At 66.4% G+C, this 14,073-nt stretch carries 13 protein-coding genes; 10 read left to right on the forward strand and 3 right to left on the reverse strand.

Annotation, left to right across the window (positions count from 1 at the left end):
- Positions 1–12: 12 nt before the first annotated feature.
- Positions 13–1,257, forward strand: coding sequence for a non-homologous end-joining DNA ligase (gene ligD / locus AB0876_RS22385; RefSeq protein ID WP_491842102.1), 1,245 nt, complete (start codon positions 13–15; stop codon positions 1,255–1,257).
- On the opposite strand, the gene AB0876_RS22390 is transcribed toward ligD, so the two are convergent.
- The gene (locus AB0876_RS22390; protein ID WP_491842103.1) at positions 1,227–2,057 is read right to left on the reverse strand and encodes an alpha/beta fold hydrolase; all 831 of its coding nucleotides are present in this window, start codon (positions 2,055–2,057) and stop codon (positions 1,227–1,229) included. The genes ligD and AB0876_RS22390 overlap by 31 nt on opposite strands.
- A gap of 107 nt (positions 2,058–2,164) precedes the next feature.
- Between AB0876_RS22390 and AB0876_RS22395 the strand changes: the two genes are divergently transcribed.
- The 4 genes from AB0876_RS22395 to AB0876_RS22410 all read left to right on the forward strand — a co-directional run bounded on the left by AB0876_RS22395 (position 2,165) and on the right by AB0876_RS22410 (position 5,588).
- Positions 2,165–2,899, forward strand: coding sequence for a (Fe-S)-binding protein (locus tag AB0876_RS22395; RefSeq protein WP_491842104.1), 735 nt, complete (start codon positions 2,165–2,167; stop codon positions 2,897–2,899).
- On the forward strand, positions 2,896–4,368 hold the full coding sequence (locus tag AB0876_RS22400) for a LutB/LldF family L-lactate oxidation iron-sulfur protein (protein WP_491842105.1): 1,473 nt from the start codon (positions 2,896–2,898) through the stop codon (positions 4,366–4,368). The genes AB0876_RS22395 and AB0876_RS22400 overlap by 4 nt, the downstream gene beginning before the upstream one ends.
- The gene (locus AB0876_RS22405) at positions 4,368–5,009 is read left to right on the forward strand and encodes a LutC/YkgG family protein (protein WP_491842106.1); all 642 of its coding nucleotides are present in this window, start codon (positions 4,368–4,370) and stop codon (positions 5,007–5,009) included. Before AB0876_RS22400 ends, AB0876_RS22405 begins: the two co-directional genes overlap by 1 nt.
- A gap of 129 nt (positions 5,010–5,138) precedes the next feature.
- Positions 5,139–5,588 (forward strand): STAS domain-containing protein, encoded by a 450-nt coding sequence (locus AB0876_RS22410; protein ID WP_491842107.1) that lies wholly within the window; start codon positions 5,139–5,141, stop codon positions 5,586–5,588.
- Positions 5,589–5,742: 154 nt separating this feature from the next.
- On the opposite strand, the gene AB0876_RS22415 is transcribed toward AB0876_RS22410, so the two are convergent.
- Positions 5,743–8,082 (reverse strand): arylsulfatase, encoded by a 2,340-nt coding sequence (locus tag AB0876_RS22415; RefSeq protein WP_526042965.1) that lies wholly within the window; start codon positions 8,080–8,082, stop codon positions 5,743–5,745.
- A gap of 153 nt (positions 8,083–8,235) precedes the next feature.
- On the opposite strand from AB0876_RS22415, the gene AB0876_RS22420 reads away from it, so the two are divergent.
- The 3 genes from AB0876_RS22420 to AB0876_RS22430 all read left to right on the forward strand — a co-directional run bounded on the left by AB0876_RS22420 (position 8,236) and on the right by AB0876_RS22430 (position 10,083).
- On the forward strand, positions 8,236–9,252 hold the full coding sequence (locus tag AB0876_RS22420; RefSeq protein ID WP_491842109.1) for an AraC family transcriptional regulator: 1,017 nt from the start codon (positions 8,236–8,238) through the stop codon (positions 9,250–9,252).
- A 166-nt stretch (positions 9,253–9,418) separates the two neighbouring features.
- The gene (locus tag AB0876_RS22425) at positions 9,419–9,769 is read left to right on the forward strand and encodes a heme-binding protein (RefSeq protein WP_491842200.1); all 351 of its coding nucleotides are present in this window, start codon (positions 9,419–9,421) and stop codon (positions 9,767–9,769) included.
- Positions 9,766–10,083 (forward strand): hypothetical protein, encoded by a 318-nt coding sequence (locus tag AB0876_RS22430; protein WP_055110798.1) that lies wholly within the window; start codon positions 9,766–9,768, stop codon positions 10,081–10,083. The genes AB0876_RS22425 and AB0876_RS22430 overlap by 4 nt, the downstream gene beginning before the upstream one ends.
- A 236-nt stretch (positions 10,084–10,319) precedes the next feature.
- Here the strand turns inward: AB0876_RS22430 and AB0876_RS22435 are convergent, their stop codons facing one another.
- Entirely contained in the window at positions 10,320–11,531 is a 1,212-nt protein-coding gene (locus AB0876_RS22435; RefSeq protein WP_491842201.1) for a CaiB/BaiF CoA transferase family protein, read from the reverse strand.
- Positions 11,532–11,720: 189 nt separating this feature from the next.
- On the opposite strand from AB0876_RS22435, the gene AB0876_RS22440 reads away from it, so the two are divergent.
- Positions 11,721–13,610, forward strand: coding sequence for an acyl-CoA dehydrogenase family protein (locus tag AB0876_RS22440; protein ID WP_526042966.1), 1,890 nt, complete (start codon positions 11,721–11,723; stop codon positions 13,608–13,610).
- 78 nt (positions 13,611–13,688) lie between these two features.
- Positions 13,689–14,066 carry a hypothetical protein gene (locus tag AB0876_RS22445; RefSeq protein WP_491842111.1) on the forward strand — a complete coding sequence of 126 codons (378 nt, stop codon included), beginning with the start codon at positions 13,689–13,691 and terminating at the stop codon, positions 14,064–14,066.
- Positions 14,067–14,073: the final 7 nt, after the last annotated feature.

Below are 14,073 nucleotides of genomic sequence, written 5' to 3' on the forward strand. Positions count from 1 at the left end.
TACCATGTGGTCATGGCCGGTGCAGAGTCGCTGGAGATCGACGGCCTCGAGGTGGCCGTCAGCAACCCCGACAAGGTGGTTTTCCCTGACGCGCATGTCACCAAGCTGGACCTGATCAACTATTACCGATCAGTCGCCGACGGTGCACTGCGTGGTGTTTATGAGCGTCCGATGATCCTCAAACGGTTCGTCAAGGGCATCTCCACCGAAGCCATCTTCCAGAAACGTGCCCCGGAGAAACGGCCGGACTATGTGGACGTCGCCGAGCTCAAGTACCGGTCCGGCACGTCGGCCAAGGAAGCGGTGCTGCGCAACACCGCGGGACTGGCCTGGGCGGTGAACCTCGGGTGCGTCGATTTCAACCCCCACCCGGTGCGCGCCGACGACCTCGACCACCCCGACGAACTTCGCGTCGACCTCGACCCGATGCCCGGGGTCGACTGGTCGCAGATCGTCGATGTCGCGCAGGTCGCCCGCGAGGTGCTGGAGGAACACGGCCTGACCGCGTGGCCCAAGACGTCGGGTTCGCGCGGCTTCCACATCTATGCGCGCATCCACCCGCGGTGGCCGTTCACCAAGGTGCGGCTGGCTGCCGAGACGGTGGCTCGTGAGGTCGAGCGACGTGTCCCGGACCTGGCGACCGCCCGCTGGTGGAAGGAAGAGCGGGGCTCCCGGGTCTTCGTCGACTTCAACCAGAACGCGAAGGACCGCACGGTGGCCTCGGCCTATTCCGTTCGGGCCACCCCCGATGCCCGGGTCTCCACCCCGTTGCGCTGGGACGAGGTCGACGGCTGCCGCCCCGAAGCGTTCACGGTCGCCACCGTGCCCTCCCGGTTCGCCGAGATCGGCGACCCGTGGGAAGGCATGGATCTAGCGGTCGGCGAGCTGGACGCGTTGCTCGCGCTCGCCAAGGAGCTCGGCCCGGCAGAGAAAGCCCCCAAGGGCGCGTCTCACGATGGACGACGACAGTCGAGCATGCCGCTGATCGAGATCGCCAAGACCAAAACCAAAGACGAAGCCATGGCGGCACTGGACGTATGGCGCGAGCGCTATCCCGCGGTGGCGGCGCGGCTCGAACCCGTCGACGTCTTACTCGACGGCATGCGCGGACCGAGCTCGATCTGGTACCGGGTGCGGATCAACCTGCAACACGTGCCCGAGGCTGAGCGCCCACCGCAGGAAGAGCTGCTCGCGGACTACAACCCGTGGGAGCACTATCGCGGTGCTCAGTGGCCGCCGGATCGACACCGCGACTGATCGGAAACCACCCGAATCAGCAATTCAGCAGTGCCTTCTGGTGATTCGACGTGGAAGTGGTGGCTGCCCAGATCCACGGGCACGATGTCGATCCGGTCGCGGTAGCGTTCGATGGCTTCCTGCCTGATGAGTGAGCGCACCGCCAACAGCGTCACCGGCTTTCGAACGTCACCGAGCGCGGCGTCCATGTCCCAGTCCACCAGGCCCTCGACAGCGCGCAGACCGGCCGGCTGGCGCACAGCCGCCATTTTCGTGAAGTACGCGTTCGTGCGCGCCGGGTCAGTGCCTTCGGGCGATCCTCCCTCGACCATGTCCCGCGTCGCCGCATCGAAGTCGTCGTAGAAGGGTTGCAGCACGGCCCGGGCCTGCCGTGCGTCCTGGGCCGGATACAGCGACAGGTAGTGCAGGCCGTCCAGCGCAACGACGTGCGAAACCGCGTCGGGCAGCAACCGTGCGGTTTCCACCGCTACCGCACCGCCGAGAGAATGCCCGACCACGACGACGCTCTGCGCAACCTCGGCGGTCAGGACTGCCGCCACGTCACGGGCGAATTCCTCGATCGTCCAGACCTCGCGCGCCGACCGAGATTCGCCGTGTTCGGCCAGATCGATCGCGATGACGCGGTACCGGTCCGACAGGAGGCCGGTAACGGCGTCGTAATCGGTTCTGTCACAACCCCACCCGTGAATGAAGGCGAGCGTCGGCCCGTCGGGCTGGCCGGTGACCGCGTATCGGATCGTGGTGTCGTATGGACGCTGAACCTCGCGGACCGCAGGTGCAGCCTCGCCCGTTGCCGACATACTGGCCTTTCACTCTCCGACCGCGTTCCGCAGCCACGCCGAACAACAGCCGCCCGCGGTTACGGATTCCCGGCATATTGTGGATACGTCACGGTTTAGGAGTGTGCATGCGAATCGCCCTGTTCGCGACCTGCCTGGCGGATGCGATGTTCCCACCTGCGGCGATCGCCACGGTGCAGTTGCTCGAGCGTCTGGGTCACCAGGTGGTCTTTCCTGCTGGCCAAACCTGTTGCGGCCAAATGCATGTCAACACCGGCTATCTGCAGGAAGCCACCGCGTTGGTGCGCAATCACGTCGAGGCCTTCGAATCCGCGAACTGCGATGCCATCGTCGCGCCCTCCGGATCGTGTGTGGGATCGGTCCGTCACCAACATGCGATGGTGGCCCGCCGGGCCGGCGACGAGAACCTGGCCACCCGTGCCGAGCGCCTGGCCGAAAAGACCTATGAGCTGTCCGAACTGCTGATCGATGTGCTCGGGGTCGACGACGTCGGCGCGTACTACCCGCACCGCGTCACCTATCACCCCACTTGCCACTCGCTGCGCATGCTCGGGGTGGGCGACAAGCCACTGCGGCTGCTGCACAACGTGCAGGGACTCACTCTCGTGGAGCTGCCGGAGGCCGAATCCTGTTGCGGATTCGGCGGAACCTTCGCGATCAAGAATGCCGACACCTCCACGGCGATGCTGGCAGACAAGATGGCGCACATCCTCGAAACCGAGGCCGAAGTATGCAGCGCCGGAGACTCCTCATGCCTGATGCACATCGGTGGCGGGCTCAGTCGGCTGCGCTCCGGGGTGCGCACCGTGCACCTGGCCGAGATCCTGGCGGCCGAAGCATGACCACATTCCTGGGCACCCCCGGAGTCGGCAACCTCCGTGGCGACGAGTCCTTTCCGAAAGCCGCCCGCACCGCACTGGCCGACTCCCAGCTGCGCCGCAACATCGGCCACGCCACCCACACCATCCGGACCAAACGACTGGCCGCCGTCGCCGAATGCGACGACTGGGAACAGTTGCGCGCCGCGGGCAGCGCGCTCAAGCAGGACGTGATGGCGCGGTTGCCCGAGTTGCTCGAGCAACTCGAGTCCAATGTCACCCGCCGCGGCGGCGTGGTGCACTGGGCCCGCGACGGCGAGGAGGCCAACCGCATCGTCGCCGATCTCATCCGCGCCACCGGCGCCGACGAGGTGGTCAAGGTCAAGTCGATGGCCACCCAGGAGATCGGCCTCAACGAGTACCTGGAAGCCAACGGCATCGCCGCGTTCGAAACCGATCTGGCCGAGCTGATCGTTCAGCTCGGCCACGACAAGCCCAGCCACATCCTGGTGCCGGCCATCCACCGCAACCGGGCCGAGATCCGCGAGATCTTCGACCGGGAGATGCCCGACGCGGGTGAGCTGACCGACGAGCCGCGCGTGCTGGCCATGGCGGCCCGGGCCCATCTGCGGCGCAAGTTCCTCACTGCGAAGGTCGCGGTCAGCGGGGCGAACTTCGGCATCGCCGAGACGGGCACGCTGGCCGTCGTGGAGTCCGAGGGCAACGGCCGGATGTGTCTGACGCTTCCGCAGACGCTGATCACGGTGATGGGTATCGAGAAGGTGGTGCCGTCGTTCACCGATCTCGAGGTCTTCATGCAGTTGCTGCCGCGCTCCTCGACCGCGGAACGGATGAACCCGTACACCTCGATGTGGACCGGCGTGCATCCCGGTGACGGGCCGCAGGAATTCCATCTGGTGCTGTTGGACAACGGCCGCACCCGGGTGCTGGCCGATGAGGTGGGGCGCCCGGCGCTGCACTGCATCCGGTGCAGCGCGTGCCTGAACGTGTGCCCGGTCTACGAACGCACGGGCGGGCACGCCTACGGCTCGGTGTATCCCGGACCGATCGGGGCGATCCTGAGCCCCCAACTCACCGGCACCACCGGCCACAATGACCCCAACGCCAGCCTGCCGTTCGCCTCGTCGCTGTGCGGAGCATGCTTCGAGGCCTGCCCGGTACGCATCGACATCCCGACGATCCTGGTACACCTGCGCGCGCAACAGGTGGACCAGGAAAGGACAGGGCGCGGGGTCCTTTTCTCCGGGCAGGATCTGGCGATGAAGGCGGCGGGCTGGGCAATGGGCGGCGCGGCCCGGTTCGCACTGGCTGAGAAGGCCCTGGGCGCCGGACGCCTGATCGCCGGGCGCGATCACCGGATCTCTGCACTGCCCTGGCCGGCGTCGAAGTGGACCGCCAGCCGTGACATTCCCGAGCCGCCCGCCGAGACGTTCCGGCAGTGGTGGAACCGGACCCACGAGGGAGACCGATAGTGACCGATCCGACGCCCGACGCGGCCCGCGCCGCCGTGCTCGACCGGATCCGCGGTGCCCTGGCCGCCGCACCGCCACCGTCGGTCGAGGTGCCGCGGGACTATCACCATGAGTCCCTGACCGGCGCCGGCGACGTCGAGAGGTTCTCCGAGGCCGTCGCCGAGTACCGTGCGCGGGTCCATCGGATCGGGGTCGATGCGATCGCGTCGACCGTCCTCGAGCTCGTCGGCCCGGACGCCACTGTGGTCATCCCAGCCGACCTGCCGCCCGAGTGGGTGACCGGGCTGACGGCGGTGCCCGACGAGCCGACGCTGAATGTCGAGCAACTCGATCGGGCCGATGCCGTGTTGACCGGATGCAGGCTGGGAATCGCTGCGACTGGCACGATCGTGCTAGATGCCGGCCCTGGGCAGGGGCGGCGGGCGTTGACCCTGGTGCCCGACCATCACCTCTGTGTGGTCCGGGCAGAGCAGATCGTCGACACCGTGCCCCAGGCGTTCGCCGAGCTGACGGCGACCAGGCCACTGACCTTCATCTCTGGTCCCAGCGCCACCAGTGACATCGAGCTGCAGCGGGTGGAAGGCGTACACGGACCGCGAACACTCGACGTACTGATCGTGGCCGACCTTACCGACGGGTAGGTCCGCGAATGTTCTTAGCAAAGCATTAACGCTGGCTCCCAGCCGCCTTATTTTGCCCACTTAGCGTTGTGAACAGGTTGACGCGACGGAGCTCAGCCAGAGCTCAGGAAAGACGGCGGGAGGCTGATCATGACGTTCACGAACAACACCCCGGCATTGGATCGACACTTTCGGTACGGGAACTCGGCAGTCATCTGCGAGGGCGCATCGATGCGCGCACAGTGCCGCCAACTGGCGACAGTGGTAACCGTCAAGGGAGATGTCGACAGCAACAACATCGACCAGATCGCGTCGTATGTGAATCGATTCATTCTTGCGGAGAAGCCTTTGGCACTCGATCTGAGTGGCGTGAACAGCTTTACCCCGCAGGCGATCTCACTGTTCTACGACATCGATGACCGGTGCGGCGCACTCGGTGTGGACTGGGCGGTAGTCGCCAGCCAGCCGGTCGCCGCCGAGATCCACCACCAGGAGGTGGGCGTACCGCTCAGCTCGTCGGTGCCCGAAGCCCTGCATCACTTCGCCGAAGGCAATACGGCGCGCCGCCGGTTGCTGCCCCTGCTTACCAAGAGCGCCTGAGAGAAAGGCCAACGCAATGTTGATCGATGTCCGCTGGTTGTCCCGCCTGCTTCGTCATCGTCACCGGGCGGTGCACATCTAACCCAACGCACACCAAACGACTTTCGAGGTGGCTGCCGGACCTGGTCCGGCAGCCACCTCGTTTTTGTCGGGTCTAGGTGTATGCGACGTGCACGCGGTGAATACGACCTTCGAAGGGGAACGGCGCGCGCTCGCGGTAGTCCAGCGATACGGGTGAGCCGAGGCAGGTGCCGATGTCCAGGCAGTCGTTGGCGGTGAACAACAACGGTGCACTGATCGGGACCTGGCCACTGGCGATCGTTTCGCCATTGCGCGCGACGGTGATGTCCAGCGGGCCGGCCGGGCGTGGATCCGCGTACTGAGTGGTCACCGTGAGGGTGGCGCGTCCCGGCGGGACCTTGCCCTCGGATCGGATCTTTGTGCGCTGCAGAATGAACAGGTTGTACTCGTAGCAGAGCTGCCCTTCGTCCAGATACAGGGTCAGCCCACCTGCCCCGGCGCCGAGCGCGTACAGCACCCCGTTCGCGCTGGCGGGAATGTCGACGTCGATGGTGACGACGTTGTTCTTGTTTCCGAGCGCCGGTGCGCAGAACTCCGGCATCCGGATGGTGTCGCCCGAGAACTCCCACTCCCGGTACGGCGGCGCGATGCGCAGCTCGGGGTGATACACCGGCACCCACAGCCCACCGCCGACCGGCAGCACCTCGTTGCGGGCCGCCTCGACCATGAACATCTCCCGCATCTGAGCCAGCTTCTCGGGCTGTTCAGCGGCGAGATCGTGGGCCTGGGACCAGTCTTCGTCGAGGTGGTAGAGCTCCCAGGTGTCGTTGTCGGGCGTCCAGGTGGCGATCCCCGGCGGCTGGCCCGGCACCCACGGCAGCCGCGGTCCGCGCGCCGAGGCCATCCAGCCATCGTGGTAGATGCCGCGGCTACCCATGATCTCGAAGTACTGGGTCAACTTGCCGCCGGGCGCATTTCGGTCTCCCAGCGTGCGGGCGAAACTCGCTCCCGCCAGCGGCATCTGAGGTTCACCGTTGACCGTATGCGGCGGCACGATACCGACGACGTCGTAGATGGTCGGCACGATGTCGTTGCAGTGCAGGAACACGTCCCGCGGGGCGCTCTCCGCGGCGACCTTGGCCGGCCAGCGCACCGCCATCGGGTTGCGCGTGCCACCCAGATGCGACGCGAGCAGCTTCATCCCCTTGTACGGCGTGCTGCCGGCCCAGGCCCACGCCGCGTGATACTGGTTGTCGACCAACGGTGAGCCCAGAACGTCGAGGCCGCCGAGTTCGTCGAGAGCGTCGATGTGCTGACGCACCGTGGTGGGAATCCCGTTCTGCGCCAACAGTTCGGCGATGGTGCCGTTCTGGCCCTCGCCCGACGAGCCGTTGTCACCCCAGATGTAGAGGAACAGGGTGTTCTCGGCGTAGCCGAGCGAGTCGAGCTCATCGGCGATCCGGCCGACCTGGACGTCGACGTGTTCGCCGAACCCGGCGGCGACCTCCATCAGGCGTCGCTGGAACGGTTTCTCGTCCTCGGGGATGTCATCCCAGGCGGCGAGCTGCTCATCACGTTCGGTCAGTTCGCAGTTCTGCGGGATCCAGCCCTTGTCCTTGGCGCGCGCGAACACCCGCTGCCGGTAGGCATCCCAGCCGTCGTCGAACTTGCCCGCGTACTTGTCCGCCCACTCCTTCATGATGTGGTGCGGGCCGTGGATGGCGCCGCTGGCCCAGTACATGAAGAACGGCTTGTCGGCGTTGAACGCCTTGTGCCGGCGCAGCCACGAGATCGCGTCGTCGGCCAGATCCTCCGACAGGTGGTAGCCCTCCTCCGGAGTCCGGGGCGGTGGGACGACGGTGGTGTTGCGCACCAGGTTCGGTTCGTACTGCGACGCCTCTCCGGCGAGGAAGCCGTAGAAGTATTCGAAACCCAATCCGGTGGGCCAGTTCTCGAACGGCCCCGCCGCGGTGGTCTCCTCCGCGGGGGTGTTGTGCCACTTTCCGAAGGCCGATGTCGCGTAGCCGTACTGCTTGAGCACTTCGGCCACGGTGGCGCTGGACCGCGGGATCTTGCCGGCGTAGCCGTCCCAGTCATTGGCCAGCTCGGCGATCTGGCCGTTGCCGATCTCGTGGTGGTTGCGGCCCGTGAGCAGCGAGGCCCGCGTCGGCGAGCACATCGCCGTGGTGTGAAAACGGTTGTACGACACCCCTTCAGCGCAGATTCTGTCGAGGGTCGCGGTCGTCACCTCACCACCGAAGGTCGAGGGCAGGCCGGGTCCGGCATCGTCAATGAGCACGATGACGATGTTCGGCGAGTCGTCATGGAGTCGCTTCGGCACTGACCGCGGGTTGTACGTGGACTCCTGCAACGTGCGGCCCGCGATACTGCCCGACGGGACCGGCGGGAACGGCAAAACGCCGCCGTCCGGTAGAGCTGCTGCCACCAACTGGTCACCCTGCACGTCAGACACCGCGCCCCTCTTCTCCATGAGGACTGGGCTGTGCAGCCGACCACTGGTGGGGCAAGCCGCGCAGCCGATTCACCCCGACCCGGGCATCCACTGTGCAGCAAACTGCCAGCTTCTGTCTTGACATTCCAGGACAAATCTTTGACATTGTGGGACATGGCCGTGATCCGGGGCACGGCACTCACGAATTTTCACCAGTTGGTCACCGAACTCGGTGGAGATAGTCGCGCTCTGGTCGATGCCGCCCACATTCCCTACGACGATGTCGGCCGCCACGACCGCTTCATCTCCCTGCCCAACGGGGCACAAATGCTCGAAGACACTGCCGCCACACTCGAAACCCCGGACTTCGGGCGGCGTTTGGCGCTCCGCCAAGGCATCGACATCCTCGGCCCGGTCGGGCTGGCGGGTCGTAATGCCGCCAGCGTTGCCGAAGCCTTCCTGATCTTCGACAAGTTCATGGCGGCCTACAGCCCGTCGATCACCGCGCGGGTGACCACCCATCTGGACCCGAATCTGCGTCGCTTCGAATTCGAGTACGCCCTGAACCCGGCACCTCCGCAAGCCCAGGCCATCGAGCTGTCGCTGGGAGTCACATTGCAGGTACTGCGGCTGTTCCTCGGTGCCGACTACCGGCCCGTCGCCGTGCACCTACCCCATCCCGCCCTGACGCCCACCGACGACTATCAGACCTACTTCGGCTGTCCGCCCAGCTTTTTCGAACCGGTCGCCGGGTTCACCCTGCGCACCACCGACCTGCAACGCCCGCTGCCCACCGATCGGCTTGCCCACCAGACCGCGGTCGACTATCTGGCCCAGGTGATGGGTGAATCCAACCCGACCACCAGCCAACTGGTCCGCAGCCTGGTGCGCCAACTCCTGCCCACCGGAGTGGTCGGCCTGACCGACATCGCCCGTCACATCGGTCTTCATCCGAAGGCCCTGCAACGGCGCCTGCTCGCCGAGAACGCCACGTTCGCCGACCTCGTCGACCAGACGCGGCGCGAGTCCGCTCAACGTCTGCTGCTCGACACCGACCTCAGCCTCGACCAGCTCTGCCACCAACTCGGCTATGCCGAGCAGAGTGTCCTCACCCGCTCCTGCAAACGCTGGTTCGGCACCACCCCGACGGCGTATCGCAATGGCCGCACCGCGGTACCGCCGCGGCCCTAAAGGCTGACGCACCAAGACATGCCACGTGCTTGCCGAGCGAAAGATTCGTCGCACACACCCCGTCCCACCTGCTAAAGTTCGGCCCGCCGGGCGATGCAATCGGCACCTGCCCACCTCGGGAAGGAGTCCCGCTGTGTCCCGCACACCGACCACCGTGCGCTACGGAATGATGCCGGCGTTCGCCGCTGGTGCCGTCGGGGTTGTCGTCGGCCTGTTCGGCCCTGTGACAGCAGCCGCCGAGCCGCCGCCGCCCAATTGCACGGCCGCCGATCTCGCCGGCATCGCCTCCGGAGTCGCCGCGGCAACCTCCACATACTTGTGGACCCATCCGGACGTGAACGATTTCTACACAAATCTGCACGGCCGCCCACAGGAAGAAGTGCAGGGCGACACCAAGGCCTTCTTCGACGCCAACCCGCAGGCCCACGCCGACCTGGTCGGGATCCGTCAGCCGCTGACCGACTTCCGCGCCCGTTGCGGGATCAAGCCACCTGATCAGCCCCTAGGACAACGATGAACACCCCAACGCCTCGATCATCATGGCTCCGCGCGGCCACGGTCGCGCTCGCCTTCACCGCGCTGCCCGGCGCCATCGTCCTGGCGGCCCCGGCCGGGACCGCCAACGCCGACGTGTGCGCCAGCGCCGGGCGCCGGATCTCGGTCGGCGGCTGCGTCAACATCGCCGACGCCGTCGCCCCTTACGTTCCGCCGCCGGCCTATTACGCGCCGCTCCCGGAGGACGCGCCTCCGCCGCCGCCCCCGCCGGGTTCCAACGTCAGCGGCTGCATCGGCTACAACGGCCGGTGGGTTCACGCGGGCGGTTGCAACTAGCTCCGGCGATCGCGTTTGCGTGCGTCGGTGCTTCGTTGCGCCCCGCCGGCGGGCGTTTCGCCGGTGCTTCTTCGCACTCCCGTCGGCGTGCGTTTCGCCGATTTCTACCTAGGGGTCGCTGCCGCCGCGATGAGCAGCCCTGGTGTAGAAAACCGCGCCAAAGCCTGCGCAGCGACGCCGCGGCTAACCACGCCAAAGCGTGCGCAGCGACGCCGCGGCAGACCGCGCCAACCACCTCAGGCGATCGCGCCCGAGTCCTTGAGCTCCTCGATCCGGTCCCAGTCGAGGCCGAGTTCCATCAGCACGATCTCGGTGTGCTCGGAGGCCTGGGGCGCCCGGGTGGTCTCCAAGGGTTCGTGGTTGAACTGCACGGGCCCGCGCACCACCTTGAACGGCTTCCCGCCGTCACTGGCGTCCACCTCGACGACCATGTCGTTGGCCACCGCCTGGTCGTCCGAAGCGAGATCGACCAGGCTCTGGAACGGCGCCCACTGGCCCTTCATGGTCTTGAGGTGCTGACGCCAGTACTCGAACGGCTTGCTGCCGATCGCCTTCGCGATGAGTTCGACGCCTTCCGAGGCGTTCTCGATCAGCGGCAGCACATCGGAGAACCGTGGATCATCGGCAAGCTCGGGCAGACCGAGATGTTCGAAGGCATCACGGATGTAGCCGGTCGGGCTGACAATGCACAGATTGATGGTGCCGCCGTCGGACGTCCGGTAGTTGGCCATGAACGGGTTCACCGAAGTGGCGTCGTCGGGCATCAGCGAGCGCATCGTCTCACCGGTCTCCATGCCCTGCGTGACGCTGGCGCCGGCCGCCCACCACGCCGTGCTCAGCAGTGAGACGTCGATCTCGGCCGTTTCCCCGGTCCGCTCGCGGTGGAACAACGCCGCCGAGATCCCGCCGGCAATGTTCATGCCGCCGATCGAATCACCGAAGGCCGGGATGCCCTGGGACAGTGCACCGTTGATCGCCTCCGGGGTGAGGGCATGGCCGACGCCGCTGCGGGTCCAGAAGGCGGTGCCGTCGAAGCCGCCGGTATCGCGCTCGGAACCTTTGTCGCCGTAGGCGCTGCCGCGGGCGTAGATGATGTTGGGGTTCACCGCCCGGATGTGCTCGACGTCGAACTTGTTCTTCTGCCGTTGGGCGGGAAGGTAATTGGTCAGGAAGACGTCTGCCGTCTTTGCGATCTCGTAGAGCACCTCCTGCCCGCCGGGGGTCGAGACGTCGATGCCGACGCTGCGCTTACCGCGGTTGGGGTGCTCGATGAGCGGATGTCGGTTCGGGTCGAGTTGGAACCCGCCCATGTTGATGAACCCACGCTGGGTGTCGCCGCGTACCGGGTGCTCGACTTTGATGACGTCGGCGCCCCAGTCGGCGAGGATGGCTCCCGCCGCCGGCACGAAGGTGAATTGCGCGACCTCGAGCACTCGCACGCCCTGCATGACCTTGATCAACGCGGCTCCTAACCGTTGCACTTACAGTAAGTGTAGCTAGGGCCGGGTCGGCGCAGTCGCTCCCCGCCGAAACCGCACTCCGGCAGGAGAAGTTCGAGAGCCGGCCTGCTGGAATGCCGTTTCGGCGAAATTTGGCGCGGGTATGCCACCAGCGAACGGACGTATGGAGGCCGGCCGATGACCGCTACCGGAGAAGTCAACGAACGACAAGCCAGGCAGGTCGCCGAGGAGGCGCGGGAAGCGCGATGGGACCAGCCCAGTTTCGGCAAAGAACTGTTTCTCGGCAGACTGCGGTTGGACCTGGTCCATCCGTACCCGCGTGGTCCGGCCGCGACCACGGATCGCGGCGAGGCCTTCCTCGCCGAGCTGCGGGAGTTCTGCGAGACGCAGATCGACGCTGCGGTCATCGAACGCGACGCGCAGATCCCGGACAAGGTCATCCAGGGTTTGAAGGGACTCGGCGCGTTCGGCATGAAGATCGGCGTCGACTACGAGGGGCTCGGCCTGTCGCAGGTGTACTACAACAAGGCCCTCGCCCTGGTCGGCTCGGTGCACCCCGCGCTGGGCGCCTTGCTGTCCGCACATCAGTCGATCGGGGTGCCGCAGCCGGTGTCGATGTTCGGGACAACCGAGCAGAAGCAGACCTGGCTGCCGCGGTGCACGCGGGAGATCAGCGCCTTCCTGCTCACCGAACCCGACGTCGGCAGCGACCCGGCCAGGTTGCACGCCACCGCGACCCCCGACGGCGACGACTACCTGCTGAACGGCGTCAAACTGTGGACCACCAACGGGGTCATCGCCGATCTACTGGTAGTGATGGCCCAGGTGCCGCCCGGCGAGGGACACAAAGGCGGCATCACCGCCTTCGTCGTCGAGGCAGACACCCCCGGCATCGTCGTCACCAACCGCAACGCATTCATGGGGCTGCGCGGAATCGAGAACGGTCTGACCAAACTGACCGACGTGCGGGTGCCCGCGGCGAACCGCATCGGTCGCGAGGGTGAAGGCCTCAAGATCGCGCTGACCACGCTCAACGTCGGACGGCTGTCGCTGCCGGCCGTATGCACCGGGACGGCGAAGTGGTGCGTGAAGATCGCCAGGGAATGGTCGAAGGAGCGCGTTCAGTGGGGCCGGCCGGTCGGCGAGCACGACGCCGTGGCCGGCAAGGTGGCGTTCATCGCGGCCACCGCTTACGGAATCGAGTCGATGGTCGAGCTTGCCAGCGAGCTCGCCGACGCCGGCCGCACCGACATCCGGATCGAGGCCGCACTGGCCAAGCTCTACGGCTCGGAGATGACCTGGCTGATCGCCGACGAGCTGGTGCAGATCCGTGGCGGCCGCGGCTTCGAGACCGCCGAATCGCTGGCGGCCCGCGGCGAGCGCGGGGTGCCCGTCGAGCAGGTACTGCGCGACATGCGGATCAACCGCATCTTCGAGGGGTCCACCGAGATCATGCATCTGATGCTCGCCCGCGAGGCCGTCGACGCCCATCTTTCCGTGGCGGGCGATATCATCGACCCCGACGCCGACCTCAAACACAAGGCGAAAGCAGCCGCCCAAGCCGGGAAATTCTACGCACGTTGGCTACCCACCCTGGTCACCGGAAAAGGGCAACTACCAACATCATTCACCGAGTTCGGACCGCTCGGCGAACACCTGCGCTACGTCGAACGGGCCAGCCGCAAGCTCGCCCGCAGCACGTTCTATGCGATGTCCCGGTGGCAGGGCAAGTTGGAATACCGACAGCGCTTCCTCGGCCGGATCGTCGACATCGGGGCAGAACTGTTCGCGATGACGGCGGCCTGCGTCCGGGCCCGCAGCGACACGCCGGACTCCGCGGTGGAGCTCGCCGACGCGTTCTGCCGCCAGTCCCGGGTGCGGGCCGAGCGGCTGTTCACCGAACTCTGGGACAACAGCGACGACTCTGACCGGACACTGGCGCACAACGTGCTCGGCGGTCGGTACACGTGGCTGGAGGACGGGATCATCGATCCGTCGATCGACGGACCATGGATCGCTCAGGAAGGCGGCGAGGTGATCGATGATGTGCACAGAGTCATCCGTTGAAGAAATTACTTGCGCACGTGAACAACCCGCGCGCACGCACTTCCTGCCAACGCGGCACGCTCGTAGACTCGATAGGTTATGACGACCCCGTCGAACGCGCACGGCGGCTGGGCACAGCGGCCGCATTCGGTCGATGCCCTCGATCACCGTCTCACCCGCAGACAGGCGCGTCAGATGAGTCGGCGGTTCGACCGGGTCGGCGTGGGCATCGCCGCAGCCCGCCTTCGTGAAATCTCCTCCGGGGCCCCTGCCGCCGATGCCGAACTGGAACGCGTCCAATTCGCCGTCGTCGCAGACGAACTCATGCACGACGAGCGGATAGCGAAGCTGGCACGCGGCAAGCAGCGCTGCGCGTCGTGGTTCGTGGTCGTCATCATGGGGCTGATCATGTTCAGCTCATTGCTGTGCATGGTCGTGCTGATGTTGAGCCTGATGCAGCACTCGGCGCCGTTCTGAGCCGACC

Origin of the sequence: Mycobacterium sp. NPDC049093, from assembly GCF_040704635.1 — a bacterium.
GTDB lineage: Bacteria > Actinomycetota > Actinomycetes > Mycobacteriales > Mycobacteriaceae > Mycobacterium.

What these genes read in the sequence shown, in the direction of transcription:
- AB0876_RS22430 (WP_055110798.1), top strand. Translation starts at nt 9,766, where the DNA reads ATGAACACCCCAACGCCTCGATCATCATGGCTCCGCGCGGCCACGGTC.
- AB0876_RS22435 (WP_491842201.1), bottom strand. Translation starts at nt 11,531, where the DNA reads ATGCAGGGCGTGCGAGTGCTCGAGGTCGCGCAATTCACCTTCGTGCCG.
- AB0876_RS22410 (WP_491842107.1), top strand. Translation starts at nt 5,139, where the DNA reads ATGACGTTCACGAACAACACCCCGGCATTGGATCGACACTTTCGGTAC.
- AB0876_RS22390 (WP_491842103.1), bottom strand. Translation starts at nt 2,057, where the DNA reads ATGTCGGCAACGGGCGAGGCTGCACCTGCGGTCCGCGAGGTTCAGCGT.
- AB0876_RS22420 (WP_491842109.1), top strand. Translation starts at nt 8,236, where the DNA reads ATGGCCGTGATCCGGGGCACGGCACTCACGAATTTTCACCAGTTGGTC.
- AB0876_RS22400 (WP_491842105.1), top strand. Translation starts at nt 2,896, where the DNA reads ATGACCACATTCCTGGGCACCCCCGGAGTCGGCAACCTCCGTGGCGAC.
- AB0876_RS22445 (WP_491842111.1), top strand. Translation starts at nt 13,689, where the DNA reads ATGACGACCCCGTCGAACGCGCACGGCGGCTGGGCACAGCGGCCGCAT.
- AB0876_RS22440 (WP_526042966.1), top strand. Translation starts at nt 11,721, where the DNA reads ATGACCGCTACCGGAGAAGTCAACGAACGACAAGCCAGGCAGGTCGCC.
- ligD (WP_491842102.1), top strand. Translation starts at nt 13, where the DNA reads ATGGCCGGTGCAGAGTCGCTGGAGATCGACGGCCTCGAGGTGGCCGTC.
- AB0876_RS22425 (WP_491842200.1), top strand. Translation starts at nt 9,419, where the DNA reads ATGATGCCGGCGTTCGCCGCTGGTGCCGTCGGGGTTGTCGTCGGCCTG.
- AB0876_RS22395 (WP_491842104.1), top strand. Translation starts at nt 2,165, where the DNA reads ATGCGAATCGCCCTGTTCGCGACCTGCCTGGCGGATGCGATGTTCCCA.